22 protein-coding genes are annotated in these 17,565 nt (G+C 38.3%); 1 reads left to right on the top strand and 21 read right to left on the bottom strand.

Going from position 1 to position 17,565, the window contains the following annotated elements; all coding sequences use genetic code 11:
• The first annotated feature begins 94 nt into the window (after window positions 1-94).
• The gene (locus QM847_RS00110) at window positions 95-1,369 is read left to right on the top strand and encodes a PLP-dependent aminotransferase family protein (protein WP_414353168.1); all 1,275 of its coding nucleotides are present in this window, start codon (window positions 95-97) and stop codon (window positions 1,367-1,369) included.
• Window positions 1,370-1,386: 17 nt separating this feature from the next.
• Here QM847_RS00110 and QM847_RS00105 read toward each other — a convergent pair whose 3' ends face one another.
• The 21 genes from QM847_RS00105 to QM847_RS00005 form a co-directional block, all read right to left on the bottom strand.
• On the bottom strand, window positions 1,387-2,199 hold the full coding sequence (locus QM847_RS00105; RefSeq protein WP_414353167.1) for an ABC transporter substrate-binding protein: 813 nt from the start codon (window positions 2,197-2,199) through the stop codon (window positions 1,387-1,389).
• 132 nt (window positions 2,200-2,331) lie between these two features.
• Complete coding sequence (phoU, locus tag QM847_RS00100) at window positions 2,332-2,985, bottom strand: phosphate signaling complex protein PhoU (RefSeq protein WP_075567099.1); 654 nt, start codon at window positions 2,983-2,985, stop codon at window positions 2,332-2,334.
• An 11-nt stretch (window positions 2,986-2,996) separates the two neighbouring features.
• On the bottom strand, window positions 2,997-3,755 hold the full coding sequence (pstB, locus tag QM847_RS00095; RefSeq protein WP_247912127.1) for a phosphate ABC transporter ATP-binding protein PstB: 759 nt from the start codon (window positions 3,753-3,755) through the stop codon (window positions 2,997-2,999).
• A 12-nt stretch (window positions 3,756-3,767) separates the two neighbouring features.
• Window positions 3,768-4,571 (bottom strand): phosphate ABC transporter ATP-binding protein PstB, encoded by an 804-nt coding sequence (gene pstB / locus QM847_RS00090; RefSeq protein WP_214262089.1) that lies wholly within the window; start codon window positions 4,569-4,571, stop codon window positions 3,768-3,770.
• 10 nt (window positions 4,572-4,581) lie between these two features.
• Complete coding sequence (gene pstA, locus QM847_RS00085; protein WP_000543058.1) at window positions 4,582-5,466, bottom strand: phosphate ABC transporter permease PstA; 885 nt, start codon at window positions 5,464-5,466, stop codon at window positions 4,582-4,584.
• Window positions 5,456-6,373 carry a phosphate ABC transporter permease subunit PstC gene (gene pstC / locus QM847_RS00080; protein WP_006148223.1) on the bottom strand — a complete coding sequence of 306 codons (918 nt, stop codon included), beginning with the start codon at window positions 6,371-6,373 and terminating at the stop codon, window positions 5,456-5,458. Before pstC ends, pstA begins: the two co-directional genes overlap by 11 nt.
• On the bottom strand, window positions 6,373-7,251 hold the full coding sequence (locus tag QM847_RS00075; protein WP_414353166.1) for a phosphate ABC transporter substrate-binding protein PstS: 879 nt from the start codon (window positions 7,249-7,251) through the stop codon (window positions 6,373-6,375). Before QM847_RS00075 ends, pstC begins: the two co-directional genes overlap by 1 nt.
• Window positions 7,252-7,367: 116 nt before the next feature.
• Window positions 7,368-8,672, bottom strand: coding sequence for an RsmF rRNA methyltransferase first C-terminal domain-containing protein (locus tag QM847_RS00070; protein WP_414353165.1), 1,305 nt, complete (start codon window positions 8,670-8,672; stop codon window positions 7,368-7,370).
• A complete protein-coding gene (locus QM847_RS00065; protein ID WP_414353164.1) occupies window positions 8,673-9,443 on the bottom strand; it encodes an inositol monophosphatase family protein in 771 nt (256 codons plus the stop codon). It lies immediately after the preceding gene.
• On the bottom strand, window positions 9,433-9,711 hold the full coding sequence (locus tag QM847_RS00060) for a UPF0223 family protein (protein WP_414353162.1): 279 nt from the start codon (window positions 9,709-9,711) through the stop codon (window positions 9,433-9,435). Before QM847_RS00060 ends, QM847_RS00065 begins: the two co-directional genes overlap by 11 nt.
• Window positions 9,712-10,113, bottom strand: a complete 402-nt coding sequence (locus QM847_RS00055) for a Spx/MgsR family RNA polymerase-binding regulatory protein (RefSeq protein WP_075567073.1) — start codon at window positions 10,111-10,113, stop codon at window positions 9,712-9,714.
• Between the two features lie 194 nt (window positions 10,114-10,307).
• Entirely contained in the window at window positions 10,308-10,934 is a 627-nt protein-coding gene (locus QM847_RS00050) for a TIGR01906 family membrane protein (RefSeq protein ID WP_414353161.1), read from the bottom strand.
• Window positions 10,924-11,697 (bottom strand): TIGR01457 family HAD-type hydrolase, encoded by a 774-nt coding sequence (locus tag QM847_RS00045; RefSeq protein ID WP_414353160.1) that lies wholly within the window; start codon window positions 11,695-11,697, stop codon window positions 10,924-10,926. The genes QM847_RS00050 and QM847_RS00045 overlap by 11 nt, the downstream gene beginning before the upstream one ends.
• A 10-nt stretch (window positions 11,698-11,707) precedes the next feature.
• Window positions 11,708-12,445, bottom strand: a complete 738-nt coding sequence (locus tag QM847_RS00040; RefSeq protein ID WP_414353158.1) for an acyl-ACP thioesterase domain-containing protein — start codon at window positions 12,443-12,445, stop codon at window positions 11,708-11,710.
• 4 nt (window positions 12,446-12,449) lie between these two features.
• The gene (gene hemW / locus QM847_RS00035) at window positions 12,450-13,580 is read right to left on the bottom strand and encodes a radical SAM family heme chaperone HemW (protein WP_414353157.1); all 1,131 of its coding nucleotides are present in this window, start codon (window positions 13,578-13,580) and stop codon (window positions 12,450-12,452) included.
• 85 nt (window positions 13,581-13,665) lie between these two features.
• Window positions 13,666-14,061, bottom strand: coding sequence for a YtxH domain-containing protein (locus QM847_RS00030; RefSeq protein ID WP_414353155.1), 396 nt, complete (start codon window positions 14,059-14,061; stop codon window positions 13,666-13,668).
• Between the two features lie 15 nt (window positions 14,062-14,076).
• Window positions 14,077-14,460 carry a DUF948 domain-containing protein gene (locus QM847_RS00025; RefSeq protein ID WP_414353154.1) on the bottom strand — a complete coding sequence of 128 codons (384 nt, stop codon included), beginning with the start codon at window positions 14,458-14,460 and terminating at the stop codon, window positions 14,077-14,079.
• A gap of 1 nt (window position 14,461) precedes the next feature.
• Window positions 14,462-15,250, bottom strand: coding sequence for a prolipoprotein diacylglyceryl transferase (lgt, locus tag QM847_RS00020; RefSeq protein WP_414353153.1), 789 nt, complete (start codon window positions 15,248-15,250; stop codon window positions 14,462-14,464).
• Window positions 15,243-16,178: an HPr(Ser) kinase/phosphatase gene (gene hprK, locus QM847_RS00015; protein ID WP_075567059.1), complete on the bottom strand. Its 936-nt coding sequence runs from the start codon at window positions 16,176-16,178 to the stop codon at window positions 15,243-15,245. The genes lgt and hprK overlap by 8 nt, the downstream gene beginning before the upstream one ends.
• Before the next feature lie 131 nt (window positions 16,179-16,309).
• On the bottom strand, window positions 16,310-16,486 hold the full coding sequence (gene rpsU, locus QM847_RS00010) for a 30S ribosomal protein S21 (RefSeq protein WP_000048054.1): 177 nt from the start codon (window positions 16,484-16,486) through the stop codon (window positions 16,310-16,312).
• A gap of 227 nt (window positions 16,487-16,713) precedes the next feature.
• On the bottom strand, window positions 16,714-17,565 hold an 852-nt coding region (locus QM847_RS00005), incomplete at its 5' end, for a Spy0128 family protein (protein WP_414353152.1).

Genomic DNA, 17,565 nt, shown 5'->3' with positions numbered 1-17,565 from the left:
TAAATCTTCTTAGATTTGAATGGGTGACTGTTTCTCAACATTGCCAAACGTTCGAAAAAAAGGTACAATGTAACAAAATCAAGAGAGGTCATGGATGAAGAAACTAAGTAAGTATGAACAAGTTGTTGACTATCTAAAAGAAGGGATTGAATCAGGAAAGTTTCCCACAGGTAGTCGCCTGCCCTCTATCCGTTCAATCAGTCAAGACTTCCATTGTAGTAAAGACACTGTCCAAAGAGCTCTTTTGGAACTAAGATACGAAAAGTACATCTACTCAAAACCACAAAGTGGCTATTATGTCTTGGAACAACAAAGCAGGCACGAAGATTTGGAAATACTAGTCAATGATGAGCACTTGGGTGCTTATGACGACTTTCGTCTTTGTGTCAATGAAACTTTAATCGGTCGTGAAAACTACCTCTACAACTATTATGAACATCAAGAAGGGTTAGAAGAGTTACGCCAGTCTGTTCAAAAACTACTCTTTGAGCAAGCTATATACAGTAAACCAGACCAATTGGTTCTTACATCAGGAACACAACAGGCTCTCTTTATCCTTTCCCAAATAGATTTCCCAAGTCAGGCACAGGAAATTCTGGTTGAGCAACCAACCTACCATCGAATGAATCAGCTTTTGCTAGCTCAAAACCTCCCCTATCAAACCATTGAACGACAGATTGACGGGATTGATTTAAATGAACTAGAGCAGCATTTTAAAACAGGTAATATTAAATTTTTCTACACTATTCCACGGTTTCACTATCCTTTAGGGCATTCCTATTCTGAACAAGAAAAACGAGCTATTCTTGACTTAGCAGCCAAGTATCAGATTTATATCGTCGAAGATGACTACCTGGGAGACCTGGATCCTAAAATGGGGCAAACCTTTCATTATCTTGACCAAAATGATTTAGTCATCTATATCAAATCCTTTTCTACCAGCCTTTTTCCTGCTCTTCGCATAACTGCCCTCATTCTTCCAAATGCTATCAAAAAAAATTTTGTGTCCTATAAAAATATCCTTGACTATGATAATAATCTCATTATGCAAAAGGCTTTATCTCTCTATATTGATAGTCAATTATTCGAAAAAAATAGACTAGCTAGACTAGTCCTTCAAGAAAAGAATCAAACTCAGATTCAAAAACTTGTAAATAGCTATCCTATCAGCCTTCCAAGCTATCCTCTCCACGATGGACTCTTACTTGATTTGAGACAGTATTCTAAAATTGCTAGCCTCAAACATAGTCCTCTAGATCTTGACTTCTTTGAGTCCTCCTATTTAGATAGCTGTCCTTATGAATTTGCTAAAATACCTCTTGAAAATATTCAAGCAACTCTTCATTACCTAAAAACAGAGCTGGACTAGTGTCCAACTCTGTTATTTTATTGTTCTACTTCTGTTAACTTAGCAGCTTTTTCGAGATAAGTTTGATAGGTCCCCTCGTCTTTTAGCCTTTGGATTACCTTATCGACGACTTCTTTCAAATCTTCATTCCCTTTCCTTATCGCTACAGCATTGGCTTCCCCTTCATTCATGGTTAAGCTTACTGTTGCGACAGCCAAGTCAGCATCTTTTGTTGCATAGCTGAGGGCTACTGGTTCATCCATATGAACAGTATCGACTTTTCCAGATTGCAGTTCGTTAACTGCTTCCCCCATATTACTTAAAGATACCAATTTGGCCTCTGGAAGTTGCTCTTTGACCATAGATTCAGGAACAGTTCCTTTTTGCGCAGCAATATTAGCACTTGTCAAAGAATTCAAATCCTTGTATTTATCTAAATCTGTTTTTCTGATAAGAAAACTTGCCTTATTTTCATAGTAAGGAATTGAAAAGTCAAAGACTTCTTTTCTTTCATCGGTAGCGCTAATACCTGCAATAGCCAAATCAGCCTTTCCAGTATGAAGACTGGTCAAGACATTATCAAAACTCATGGTCGAGATTACTAGTTTTACTCCAAGTTCATCTGCAATTGCTTGAGCCATATCAATATCTGCCCCAACAACTTGGTTTCTTCCGTCTAACAAGGCTTGAAACTCAAAGGGAGCATAGTCTGGGCTAGTTGCGACAACTAATTTACCTTTTTGTTTGATTGCCTCTACTGCAGACTGTGAACTTGAGCTAGATGATTGGCAAGCTACTAAGAAGAAGCTTGCTATCAAAGTCCAAATTAGTAAAAACCACTTTTTATTCATAAATAAACACCTTTTACCTTTAATCTGTATAATTATACTTTATGTGCTAAGTTTTGTCAAGTTTTATCGTATTTTTCAATAATAAACAACATTACAAAAAGCTGATAGTATATATCAGCTCTTTCTTTAAATCTATAATTCTACAATCTTACCTGTTTCAAAGTAAACGACCCATTCACAGATATTTTTAGCATAGTCTCCGATACGCTCCAAGTAAGAAATTACTTGGAAGTATTCACGACCTGTAATGATAGCTTCTGGGTTTTTCTTGATTTCTAAAGTAGCAAGATCCCGAATGTGCTCAAAGTATTGGTTAATTTTTTCATCTAATGAAGCAACTTCATAGGCCTTATCAACTGATCCGTTAAGGTAGAGTTCAAGTGTTGTTTCTACAAAATCTTTCACATCACGTCCCATGTTTTTAATTTCTTCTTCAACTTCTGGGATACGTTCTTCACCCTTCATACGAATAGTTGCTTCAGCGATAGATACAGCGTGGTCTCCCATACGCTCCAAGTCAGAAACAGCTTTTAGAACGGTTAAAACTGTACGCAGGTCTTGTGAAACTGGCTGTTGAAGGGCAATAATTTCAAATGATTTCTTTTCAAGTTTCAATTCATATTCATTGACATCTGCGTCTTTTTCGATAACTTCCTTTGCTAAGTCACGGTCATGGGTGACAAAGGCACGTACTGTACGATTGATTTGGGAAAGAACTTCTTGTCCCATAGCGTAGAATTGGTTGTGCAATTTCTCTAAATCTTCTTCAAATTGAGATCGTAACATCTTTTCTCTCCTTATCCAAATTTACCTGAAATATAGTCCTCAGTTTCCTTATGTTGAGGGTAGAGGAACATTTCCTTGGTATCGTTAAATTCAATCAAATCTCCGTTTAGGAAGAATCCTGTCTTGTCAGAGATACGTGAAGCCTGTTGCATTGAACGAGTGACTAAAAGCATAGTGTACTTGTCCTTGAGACTATATAGGGTTTCTTCGATTTTCCCAGCGGAGATAGGATCTAAAGCTGAGGTTGGCTCATCCAAGAGAATAATCTTTGGACTAGTTGCCAAAACACGGGCGACACAGACACGTTGCTGCTGTCCACCAGACAGACCAATTGCAGAATCATGCAAGCGGTCCTTGACCTCATCCCAAATAGAAGCCCCCTGTAGAGATTTCTCTACAGCTTCATCCAAAACGTTCTTATCTTTCTCCCCATTAATGCGGAGACCATAAACAACATTTTCGTAGATTGACATTGGGAATGGATTAGGTTGTTGGAAGACCATTCCGATTTCCTTACGTAATTCAACTGTATCGGTGCGTGGACTATAGATATTGTGCCCATTATAAACCACTGATCCAGTAGTGGTCACTTCAGGATTAAGGTCACCCATACGGTTAATAGCCTTGAGTAGGGTTGACTTCCCTGATCCTGATGGTCCAATAAGAGCTGTGATTTCCTTGGGTTGGAAGGATAAGGAAACACTATTCAAAGCCTTCTTTTTATTGTAATAAACAGACAGGTCTTTAACCTGCAAAATCGGTTCTGTCATACTGTTTCCTTTCTAACCAAAGTGTCCAGTTACATAGTCATTGGTTGACTGTAGCTTAGCATTTTGGAAAATATTAGCAGTTTTATCATACTCGATTAAATCACCCAAGTAGAAAAATCCAGTATAGTCACTTGCACGCGCAGCCTGTTGCATACTGTGGGTCACGATAATAATGGTAAAATCCTTCTTCAACTCAAGCATAGTTTCCTCAAGCTGAGCTGTCGCAATCGGATCCAAGGCTGACGCCGGCTCGTCCATCAAGAGAATATCTGGTTTTACAGAAATAGCACGAGCAATGCAGAGACGTTGCTGCTGACCACCTGAAAGCATCAAGGCTGACTTATGGAGGTCGTCTTTGACCTGATCCCAGAGGGCGGCCTGACGAAGAGAGGTTTCTACAATTTCATCAAGGACTTTTTTATCCTTAACACCTGCACGTTCGTGTGCAAAGGTGATGTTACGGTAGATTGATTTAGCAAATGGGTTTGGACGTTGAAAAACCATTCCAATATGTTTACGCATTTCATAAACATTGATCTCAGGACGGTTAACGTCAATTCCTTGATAGAGAATTTGGCCTGTAACTTTAGCAATATCAATGGTATCATTCATACGGTTGAGACTGCGTAGGTAGGTTGATTTACCTGATCCTGATGGACCGATTAAAGCTGTAATTTTATTTTTTTCGAATTGCATATCCACGCCCTTGATGGATTCATTTTTACCGTAGTAAACATGTAAATCCTTCGTAGAGAGGGCCACTTTTTCTTCTGGAAAAGTAATGATATGCCTTTCATCCCAATTATATTTTGACATGGCTTCTCCTTTAGGCTGCGGTTAATTTCTTATGTAGATAGCTTCCGAGTTTACGTGCTCCAAAGTTAAAGATCAAGATAAAGATTAGGAGCACCGCTGCAGAACCTGCTGAAACCAAAGTTCCATCAGGAATGGTTCCTTCACTGTTGACTTTCCAGATATGGACAGCCAAGGTTTCTGCTTGACGGAAGATTGAGATTGGACTGGTTACGCTGAGAACATTCCAGTTAGACCAATCAAGAGCTGGTGCAGATTGACCTGCTGTATAGATAAGGGCTGCAGCTTCTCCAAAGATACGACCTGATGCAAGCACGATCCCCGTTACAATACCGGGAAGAGCTTCAGGAATAACGACATGCAGGACTGTTTCCCAACGAGAGAGTCCTAGAGCCAAACCAGCTTCACGTTGCGTATGGTGAACGTGCTTCAAACTGTCTTCAACATTACGAGTCATCTGTGGAAGGTTAAAGACCGTTAAAGCCAAGGCACCAGAAATAATTGAAAATCCATACTCAAACTGAACTACAAAGATGAGGTATCCAAAGAGGCCGACTACAACTGATGGTAGAGATGACAAGATTTCAATACAGGTACGTACGAAGTTGGTAACACGACCTTTTTTGGCATACTCAGCCAAGTAAATTCCAGCCCCCATGGATAATGGTACAGAAATGAATAAGGTGATGACCAAAAGGAAGAAGGAATTATAAAGCTGAATCCCAATACCACCTCCTGCTTGATAGGAAGATGATTTTCCAGTCAAGAAGGACCAAGAAACATGAGGTAAGCCTCGAACTAAGATATAAAGAATCAAGGAAGCAAGGATGGTCACAATGATTCCTGCGATGGTATAGAGGACAGCTGTTGCAAGTTTATCTAATTTCTTAGCGTGCATAGTTTTTCTTTCCTCTTTCTTTCGTAATCAATTTAATCACACTGTTGAAGGCCAAGCTCATCAAGAGCAATACTAAGGCCAGTGACCAAAGAACATTATTATCAACAGTTCCCATAACGGTATTTCCGATTCCCATGGTCAAAACAGATGTCAGAGTCGCTGCTGGTGTCGTTAATGAAGTTGGAACAACTGCTGAGTTACCAACTACCATCTGAATCGCAAGGGCTTCACCAAAGGCACGCGCCATTCCGAAGACTACTGCTGTAAAAATACCTGAACGAGCAGCCTTCAAGGTTACACGCCAAATGGTTTGCCAACGAGTCGCTCCCATGGCTAAACTAGCTTCACGGTAGTGTCGAGGAACAGCACGTAGGCTATCTGTTGTCATGAAGGTTACAGTCGGCAAAATCATAACAAAGAGAACGAAAATTCCTGATAAAATACCAAAACCTGTTCCACCAAAGACAGTACGTACAAAAGGTACCACGACCTGCAAACCGATAAACCCATAAACTACTGAAGGAATCCCAACTAGGAGCTCAATAGCTGGTTGCAAAATCTTAGCTCCTTTTGGTGATACTTCTGTCATAAAGACTGCTGCACCAATGGCAAATGGTGTAGCAATCAAAGCTGATAGGATGGTAACAATAAAGGAACCTAAAATCATTGGAAGGGCACCAAATTGCTTACCTGATGGATTCCAAGTTGCACCAAAGAGAAAATCAAAGATATTCACACCATTGACAAAGAAGGTCGACAAACCTTTTTGGGCTACAAAGATCAAAATCATTGCCACAATGATAACAATCAAAGAGAGGCAGGCAAAAGTTAGACCTTTCCCCAATTTCTCAAGACGAGAGTTCTTTGAAGGAGAGAGCAATTTTTTAGATAATTCTTCTTGATTCATTATTGACTCCCTTCTATTGCTGTCACAGTACCTACAGCATCTTTTTCAACCTTCATTTCCTTGACAGAAATATAGCCCATTCCTTTAACGATTCCGTTCTGAACTTCGTCTGAAAGAACAAAGTTTAAGAATTCAGCAACCAATTCATTTGGCTCACCAAGTGTATACATGTGTTCATAAGACCACAAAGGCCAATTATTAGTGGTTACATTTTCAGAGATTGGTTCATAACCATTGAGCTTAATAGTCCCAACCGAATCATCAACATAGGCGAAAGCTAAGTAAGAAATAGCACCCGGTGTTTGAGAAACAATTGATTTAACCATACCGTTAGAATCCTGTTCCTGACTTTGAACTGCTGACTGACCATTCATAATCACACTGTCAAAAGTCGCACGAGAACCTGAGCTAGCAGCTCGGTTGATAATAGAGATCGCTAAATCTTTACCACCAACTTCTTTCCAGTTGGTAATTTCACCTGTAAAAATTTTGCGAAGTTGTTCTGTCGTAAGATTATCAACATCTACTTCTTTGTTGATGATAACAGCTATACCCGCAACAGCAACCTTGTGGTCAACTAAAGCAGAAGCATCGATTCCATCTTTTTCCTCGGCAAATACATCCGAGTTACCGACATCTACCGCTCCAGACTGAACTTGCGATAGCCCAGTACCAGAACCACCACCTTGAACGTTGACTGTTTTTCCGATATTTCTTGAGCCAAACTCATCTGCGGCAGCTTCAACTAGAGGTTGGAGAGCTGTTGATCCAACAGCAGTCATAGACTCCCCACGATCAATCCAACTAGCGCATCCCGCTAGCGACCCAGCAAGCAAAAGAGTTGCAAGAGATAGGGCAAGCTTTTTTCTTTTTTTCACTATTTGTCTCCTTGAAAATAATGGTGAATAGCTTGGAAGATTTGAATATATTCATGTATTTTACAAAATCATCCTTACTTCCACTATAACATAGAATAGATGCTTTGACTAGTTTTTTATCTGAATCTCAAGCCCTTAGGGAAATAGTTTTTTAGGGTATTCCCAGTTACTTTAGCAAATCCTAAACCATTTCCTTGAACTAGGACTTGATACCAGCCATTGGTTAAAGTTTCAGATAATTGAATAATTTCACCAGCTACGTATTTTAGAAAGTCTTCTTGACTAATAACAACGGACTGCTTAACTTGACTTGGTTTTAAAGCTAAACCAAGAGCAAAGCTAGGTTCAAAGCGTTTTTTCTTAAAAGTCCCAAGATGAAGTCCATTACGAGCGATTTTAAGCATACTCAAGTCTGGTAATTCGCTTGGCAAAATATAAAGTTGGTCACCAAAAACTTGTAGGAGACCGGTCAGTTTTTCTTTTAAATGCTTCTTCTCAAAATCCTGCCATAAACTCAACTGTTCACGACTGAGACTCGTCTTAGAAGGTTTGAACTTCCCAGCCTTGTTTTGACCTTTAAACTGAAGATGAGCCACGAACTGACCTTCTCCCTTAAAGAGATGAGGATACATACGAGCTGTTTGAGGTTGATTGATTCCTTGTGACATACCATTGATATGTTGGATTGGAATCAATTCAAAATCGTAGGTATCTAAGAGCCAGTTAATGATTTCTTCATTTTCTTCTGGAGCCCAAGTACAAGTGGAATAGACAAGTCGACCGCCATCAGCCAACATGGTAACAGCATCTTCTAAAATCTCACGTTGTAGATTAGCACATTGACTTGGATAATCCTCAGTCCAATAATCCATAGCATCAGGTTGTTTACGAAACATCCCCTCACCTGAGCAAGGTGCATCTAGAACAATCAAGTCAAAATAGCCTTTAAAAACCTTGGCTAAACGGTCTGCAGATTCATTGGTCACAACTACATTAGTCGCACCAAACCGTTCCATATTTTCAACTAAGACTTTCGATCGTTTGTTTGAAATTTCGTTAGAAACTAAAATACCCTCACCAGCTAGATAAGCAGCCAGTTGAGTTGATTTACCGCCCGGCGCTGCTGCTAGGTCTAAAACCTTCATTCCAGGACTTGGCTGGGCTACCTGAGCCACCATTTGAGCAGCTGGTTCTTGAGAATAAATCAAGCCTGTCACATGCTCAGGTGATTTTCCAGAAACCTTTCCATAATAGCCCCACAGTGTATTTGGAATTTCATCTGAGTATTTCATCTGACTTTCTTTTAGAGGATTGACGCGAAAGGCAGAAATGGCTTCATCATCAAAAGAGGCAAGAAAAGCTCTTGCCTCATCTCCAAGTATTTCTTCATATTTTTTTACAAATCCTTCCGGAAAGTTCATTTATGGTTTCCTTTCGTAAATATAGGATTGAATGTCTGATAACATTTCTATTGGAGCCATCATGACTGGTTGACATGTCTGAAAATCAGGTTTTTCTCCAGAGAGAGTTATAACTTGATATCCGAGATTTTCCCCCAAGATACTTGCAGCTGCATAATCCCAAGGTTGAAGATAGGTAATGTAGGTCAAGAGCTGACCAGATAAGATTTTCGAGAAACTGATAGCTGCACTTCCATAAACTCGTACTCCGAGTGAAGCATTCCCTAAATCAGCAACACCCCAAGTATTTTTTTCTAACATTCCTGCATTAATGGCCACAAGAAAATCACTTAAAGGTTTAGCTTTAAAAGGAGGCAAAAGTTCATGATTACAATAAGCAGGAAAGACACCTCCACCATAATAACAAACATCTTTCATCACATCATAAATAATGCCAAATTGTCCTTGACCATTTTCGAAATAAGCTACCATGATAGCGAAATCTTCAGCTTGAGCAACAAAATTATTGGTTCCATCAATAGGATCAATGACCCAAACACAACCTTGATCAACAGGAGCTTTTAATTCTCCTTCTTCAGCACAAAACAAATCATCTGGATAGCGCGAGCGGATCTTTTCAATCAGCAATGCTTGCACTTCCTTGTCTAACTTAGTCACCAAATCAGTCGGAGAAGATTTTCTCTCGATATGAAGGTCGTCTTTCATATGTTTGAGAATATAGCTCGCTGCTTCTCTAACAATCTCTTTGGCAAAGGTAAATTTATTTTCCAAGTGAAATCATCCCTTCCCCTTTTTCTTTAGCTAATTGAACTGCTCGATAGAAAGAATAGCCACTGGCTGTTTCAAATTCCCGTCCCAAACGTTTTTCTTCACTCTTACTTGGAACTACTATCTTAAATTCTTTATAAGAATCTAATAATTTTTTTGCCTCTATCTTTCCTTCATAAGCAACTTCAACATCATTAAAAAAAGAAAGCACTGAAGCAAGTTCTTCAGTGCTCCACGAAAAATCTAGTGGGTAACTATATTGTTTATTCATCTAATTTATACCAGCTCTCAAGGTAGCTTCCTTCAGTTCTTGTTTTCGATAACTTCTTGAAAGAAAAGCTCGAATTTCGTCCTCATTAAAACCGATTTGCATCCGTTTGTCATCTATGATAATTGGACGACGCAAAAGACTCGGGTACTGCTCGATTAAACGAAGCAACTCCGATACTGAGATACTATCCACATCAATATTCAATTTTTGAAAAATCTTTGAACGAGTTGAAATAATATCATCAGTACCGTTTTCGGTCAAGGAAAGAATATGTTGTAATTCTTTTCTTGTTAAAGGACTAGTCATAATATTGTGCTCTTGGAAAGGCACCTTATGATTATGAAGCCAAGCCTTTGCCTTACGGCATGATGTACAACTCGGTGATAAAAATAGTGTAATCATGCTTTTCTCTTCTTTGCATACTTTTCTGATTTTATTATACAACAAATTTAAGCGCTTGACTAGTTATTTCCATAAAAAAGACTATTTTTATTTTAAAATAGCCTTTGTTAAAAAATCCAAGCTATTAATAGTAAATAGTTGATTTTTTCATATAGATTTTGAAATCAATTTTTAATTTATAATAAACTATTATATTAAACTCTTTCACTTCTTCTACTCTTAAAGTAAAAATATCCAAATAAGATTTCATAAATAACAAAAAAGAGGATAAAACAATGCAAGAAAAAGTTCTCTGGTAAGATTAAAATCACTGGATCCTTAGCAGGATCAAATAGCCAGGTATCATCTCCGACAAAAAGAAACTGATGAAATAGGGTAAAGAAGCGTTCAAAACCTATGAAGATACCGAATAATCCAAGTCCTATAGGAAGTCCAACCATAAATACTAAGGGTTTTCGATAAAGAGGTAAAAATCCTTTTCTGACAACCCTGTTCCAGAAAATGCAGAAGAAAGGTAATGTAACAAGAGCAACCCCTTGTGCTACATGAAAGAGACCTTTTACAACCGCAAAATGATGTAAGCCAGATGTAGATGAAGGGAAATCAGGCATTTTCAATACTTGATTGAAAGGATTGGTTAAATAATCCATTAGGATATGAAAATTATACTGAATAATGTCTGATTTCAGATGAACTCGATTTGTTAGATTTAACCAAGAAATCTCAAAAGGGTATAAAATCCAAGCAAGATAAATGGTTACTAAAATAGCAAGTGACAATAGAAATAGCAGACTTGCTCCAAAAGTTAGTTTAGTTTTCATCGAGATTCCACTCCGCTAAGCTTGATAGAACATGAGTCGGTGCAATAGGAAGATTTGGCACTTCTTCAGCTTTTGTAAAACCAGTAGTTACTAACAAAGTTGGAATTCCATTATCAATACCAGCTCGAATATCTGTCAGATAATTATCCCCTACCATGAGTAAATCTTCACGTGCAAGTCCTAAATGCTCAACTGCTTTTTCCATAATAATAGCATTTGGTTTACCAATATAAACAGGCTTAACTCGAGTCGCGGCTTCTAACAAAGTAATGATTGAACCAGCGCCTGGTAATAGTCCTCGCTCAGTTGGTATGTTTAAATCAGGATTTGTCCCAATAAAGTGTGCACCTTTTTGAATAGCTAGTGTTGCAGTAGCTAGCTTTTCGTAGTCTACCTGCCAGTCCAAACCTACAACCACATAGGCGGGATTGTCTTTGTCTTCGAGATAGCCTGCTGCTCGAATAGCTTCTTTTAAACCCTCTTCACCAATTACATAAACACTCTTTTCAAGTCCTAGGTCATTTATATAATCAATTGTTGCAAGTGTTGCAGTATAAATGGTTGAGACAGGAGTATCAATATTAAACTGCTTGGCCAACATTTCCTGAACACTTTCAGGTGTGCGAGTTGTATTGTTAGTTACAAAAAGATAGGGAATCCCACGCTTTTGCAAGTCATGAACAAAAGCTTCTCCTTCAGGGATGCGGTCTTTACCCTTGTAAATCGTTCCATCTAAATCGATTAAATAACCTTTATAAGTCATACGTTTCTTTCTAATCTTTGTTAATTTTTTGCCAAGTTATCTTTGCCTGAGCATTGATATCGCCATCACTTATGACTCGGTGATTGCTTTCTAGTTGATTCAATTCGTAACTAGAAGTAATCATACCACCTGGTCGAACTTCCTTGACATACTTTAGATTGATTTTTTTAGGGATATGATTGGTTAGGAACTCTGCTCCCATGACCTCAAAAATCCAGTCTAGGTATTTGCTATTATTGACATGGCCATTCATATCTAAGTCGTAAAAACGGACATGATAGTCCTTGCTAATCGCTTCTTCCAACTCAGCGTATTTTGGTCCACGGATCAGTTTCTTAGAAAACTCAGATTGATAAGGTGCGACTATTTCAGGTTCTACAGGATGAACCTTCCGACTATCACGATCCATAAGGACAAATGTAGCTACCATTCGAATGATTTCTTGACCATCTTCATCATAAATAGTAAATCGGCGGTAGCAAAATAGACGATTGTAGCTCAAGGCCTCTGTTTCGATGGTAATTTCCTCAGCAAAACGAGGAAGTCTAATCACATCGATATCATAATCAGTGATAATCCAAACTAGATTATACTGTTCTAAAACATCCTTGTCACTCACTCCTAGATTAATTGATTGCATTCCTGATACTTGTAAGGATAACAAGATAACATCTGGTAACTTGATATGACCGTTCATGTCAGCCATATCAAAAGGGATTTTAGTTTTCATTTGATAAGTTAAGCCCATAATATTACTCCAATATAAATCTTTCTGCTACTGTATCTCCTAAAAAGAGACCTTTTTTTGTCATTCGTATTTGTTTTCCTTCTACTTGTAAAAGACCTTGATGACATAAATCTCTTACAACTTGACCATATATATTTTCAAAAGATGTACCAAATTTTTCTTCGAATCTTGCTTTTGAAACTCCTGTCTTCTTGCGAAGTCCAAGAAACATCTCTTCTTCCATTTGTTCCCTTAGACTCAGGTGTTCCTCATTGATGCGAGCATTGCCTTCTTCTACTGCCTTTAGATAATGGCGGATAGGCCCATGGTTTTTATAGCGAACACCGTTTACATAGCCAGACGCACCTGCACCTATACCATAATACTCAGCATTGTCCCAGTACATAAGATTATGACGACTTTCAAAGCCAGGTTTTGAAAAATTTGAAATTTCATAATGCTCAAAACCAGCACTCTCTAATTCAGCAATGATATATTCAAACATTTCAGCTTCTACTTCTTCTTTAGGAAGTGCTAACTTCCCACGACGCATACGATTCATAAAGACCGTATGATTTTCTAGAATCAAACTATAGAGGCTCATATGAGGAATATCAAGAGCGATAGCCTTGGCAACATTGTCCTTGACCTGGTCCATAGTCTGACCAGGAAGAGCGTAGATCAAATCAATGGAAATATTATCAAATCCTGCTAACTTGAGACGATCAATATTTTCATAGATATCTTTCTCCAAATGACTACGACCAATTTTTTTCAGCATTTTGTCATCAAATGTTTGCACACCCAGTGAGACACGATTGACAGCTGAATTCTTTAAAACTGCAATCTTATCCTCATCCAAATCACCTGGATTAGCCTCAATGGTCAGCTCCTCTAAAACTGATAAGTCTAATTCTCTAGTTAGACCATCCAATAAAGTCTCCAATTGCTGGGCTGATAAGGCTGTAGGGGTTCCTCCTCCAATATAAAGAGTTCGCAACTTATGAATATCATAGGAACGATACTCCCCCAATAAATGCTCTAGATAACTGTCTACTGGTTGATTTTTAATAAAGACCTTAGAAAAGTCACAATAATAACAGATTTGTGTGCAAAATGGAATGTGCACATAAGCTGATGTCGGTTTCTTCTGCATAGTATTTATTATACCACAAAGACTTCCCTCAAGAAAAAAATCACCATTCCTGATTCTTTAGAAAATCAAGAATAGTGATTCTATTTTAGTCTTCTTGAATATCGATGACAATTTCTTGACCATCTTCTTGGTCTTCAACAACTACTTTTTCTTCTAGTTGTTCCTTGAGACTATTCAAGGTCTCTTTTGAAGCTTCTGTCGCTTGTTGAGCTAAAGATTTAGATTTTTCAAGAACTGAATCCAAGGTAATTTCGCCTGATTCTACTTGTTCTTTTGTCTTTAGAACAAAATCTCTGGTTTGATCTTTGACTTCTGTTAATTTTACAAGAGCTTGTTCCTTAGCATATTCAGGATCTTCTCTCAAATCTTCAATAAAGTCTTGTGCCTGACTAGTAACACGTTTTCCTTTTTCACTAGTTAGAAACAAAGCAACAGCCACACCTGAAACAGTTCCTAAAAGGATTGATGATAATTTACCCATGAGCTTACTCCTTTATTATTTTTTGAAAAACTTACTTGCGACACGAATAGCTGATAGGCCAGCGCTAGTCTTTAAAGTTTTTGAACCTGCAGATGATGCTTTTTTACTCAAGACACGAGCCTGCTCATTTAAGTCAGAGACAGAAACAGAAAGGTCTGCAACTGCTGTAAAGAGTGGATCAATGGTTGCAACTTTAATATTGATATCATCAGCAAGAACATTGACCTTGGCAAGAAGTTCGTTTGTGTGATGTAGAGTAACATTTACATCTGAAGTTAGCGTTTTAACAGTATTTTCTGTTTCATCAATTACACGTCCAACTTTTTGAAGGGTAATAATCAAATAAACAATAAATACAATCAAGGCAATAGCCACAATAATATAAGCAACTTCCAACATTTTAATTCTCCTTTTTTACATTATAAAATGGTGCTTTTTTCCGATTTTGATAAACGATAATATAAATACCAAGTCCAATTAATAGAACAGACAACCACTGAGATACTCGAAGTCCAAAGAACATGAGACTATCTGTACGCATGCCCTCAATAATCATACGTCCAAAACCATACCAAATTAAGTAAAAGGCTGTGATATGACCACGACGAATACCATTTAATCGGCGTCTAAAAATAACAATTAAAGCAAATCCAATCAGGTTCCAAATAGATTCGTACAGGAAGGTTGGTTGTCGATATGAGCCATCAATATACATTTGATTTTTAATGAAACTAGGCAAGTAGTCAAGACTCTCTACAACTGCGCCATAAGCTTCTTGGTTAAAGAAATTTCCCCAACGTCCAAGACTCTGGGCAATCAAGACACTTGGTGCTGCAATATCTAGGAAGTCCCAGGTATTAATCAGCTTGCGATCCGCAAAGATGTATAGAACAATAGCACCTGTAATTAAACCACCATAAATAGCAAGACCACCATTCCATATAGCAAAGATTTCTCCAATATGTTGACTATAATAGTCAAACTTAAAGACGACATAGTAGAGTCTTGCACCAATAATGGACAGAGGAAAGGCTACTAGTATAAAGTCAATAATATCATCAGATAAAATTTTCTTTTTGGGTGCTTCTCTCATTGCAAGAAGAACTGCTAGCATTAATCCAGATACAATGCAGATAGCATACCAGCGAACAGCAAAGGGGCCAATTTGAAAAGCTATTGGATCAATCATTTCGCACCTCATTTTGAGCAATTAGATTTGTTAAACGTTCTTCAAAAAGACGAGTTGCATCAAAGCCCATTTCCTTAGCACGATAATTCATTGCAGCCGCTTCTATTACTACCGAAATATTACGTCCTGTTTTAACAGGAATGCGAATACGTGGTACAGTTACACCAGAAATCTCTAGTTCTTCAGGATTATTTCCCAATCTGTCAAATTCCTTATCTATACCATAATTTTCAAGATAAACTGCAAGTTGAACTTGTGAAGAATCTTTAACAGCACTAGCACCGTAAAGGCTCATAACATCGATAATACCAACTCCTCGGATTTCCAACAAGTGTTTTAAGACTTCAGCCGGCTCACCCCATAGTGTCATTTCATCTTTAGCATAGATATCAACACGGTCATCAGCAACTAGTCGATGGCCTCTCTTAACCAATTCAAGACCAGTTTCACTTTTACCGATACCACTATCTCCTTGGATGAGTACTCCCATACCATAGATATCCATTAAGACTCCATGTACACTAGTTCTCTCAGCCAATCTAGAATCCAGATAACTAGATAGTTGTCCTGACAGACGGCTGGTTGAAGTACGACTTGTCAAAATTGCCACTCCACATTCTCTAGCAGCCTTTAACATTTCTTCAGGGACTACCAAACCACGAGCAACGATGACAGCAGGTGTTTCTGATAGAAACATCTTCTTCAAAACTTGATAACGGTTTTTGGAGGGCATTGTGACCAGATAGGACCACTCCTTCATCCCCAAAAGTTGAATTCGTTCTGGAGTATAGTAATCAAAATAGCCTGTCATTTCAAGACCAGGTCTCGTAATGTCCGCAGTGATGATTTCTTTTTCAAGCACTTCACCTTCACCGTAGACAATGTCTAGTCTGAGCTTTTCAATTACTTCTCTTACTAAAACCGACATAATATCCTCCTTAAATCGAGTTCTCCCTACTATTATATCAGATTGTAGTCAGATGTTTCTAATTTTAACTGATTTTCCACCATTTATTTAAAATTGAAAAAAGGCTAGATAAATCTAGCCTTTCACTTCAATTAGAATTTTTTACGTTTACGAGCTGCTTCTGATTTACGTTTACGTTTTACAGAAGGTTTTTCATAGAATTCACGTTTGCGTGTTTCTTGAAGAGTACCAGCTTTAGTAACCGCACGTTTGAAACGACGAAGTGCATCGTCAAGAGATTCATTCTTACGTACCACTGTTTTAGACATTTTTTTCACTCCCTTCAAGTTCAAGATCTATTCTATTTTACATGGATAAGAGATATTTGTCAAGACTAAAATGCTTTATTCCATTAATTTTCACTATTAATTTCAAACTTGCTTTTATTACTATTTTATAAAAAGTAATTTATTGGATAGGAGGATTAATAAACTCATTAAATTGAAAAGAGAGCCTTTCGGCTCTCTTTAAGATTGTGTAGTTTTTCTAAAAATTATTATTTAGTAAATTTACGTTTCATAACTACAGTACCTGACAAGATTACCACACCTGCCAATACAAGTACTAGGCTTGTAGCCTCACCAGTAAATGGAAGACTTGGTCCTTCTTCTGTTGTAGTTGAACGACCTGGTTCTGGAGTCGTAGTTGAACGACCTGGTTCTGGTGTTGTAGTAGGACGACCTGGTTCTTCAGTAGTAGTGGTTGTTGTAGTTGTTGTTGTAGTTGTTGTTGTAGTGCTACCGTCACCTCTACCATGTGGGTTATGATATTCTGTCGTTGTAGTAGTTTCTGTCGTTGTTGGAGCTTCAGTTGTTGGAGCCTCAGTTGTTGGAGCTTCAGTTGTTGGAGCCTCAGTTGTTGGAGCTTCAGTTGTTGGAGCTTCAGTTGTTGGAGCCTCAGTTGTTGGAGCCTCAGTTGTTGGAGCTTCAGTTGTTGGAGCTTCAGTTGTTGGAGCCTCAGTTGTTGGAGCCTCAGTTGTTGGAGCCTCAGTTGTTGGAGCTTCAGTTGTTGGAGCCTCAGTTGTTGGAGCCTCAGTTGTTGGAGCTTCAGTTGTTGGAGCCTCAGTTGTTGGAGCCTCAGTTGTTGGAGCCTCAGTTGTTGGAGCTTCAGTTGTTGGAGCCTCAGTTGTTGGAGCCTCAGTTGTTGGAGATTCAGTTGTTGGAGACTCAGTTGTTGGAGCTTCAGTTGTTGGAGCCTCAGTTGTTTGAGCTTCAGTTGTTTGAGTGTAAGTATTTGTAAACTTACGAGCTTCATCTGCTTCTGTAACAGTAGCTACGAGTTTACCTTCACCGTTATCTACAACTTTAACATGAACTGTATAGCTTTCTTTAGAGTATGTAACTCCTTC

It is taken from the genome of Streptococcus timonensis, from assembly GCF_047463455.1.
Classification (GTDB): Bacteria; Bacillota; Bacilli; order Lactobacillales; family Streptococcaceae; genus Streptococcus; species Streptococcus timonensis_B.
This window is presented reverse-complemented; position numbering and strand designations above follow the sequence as displayed.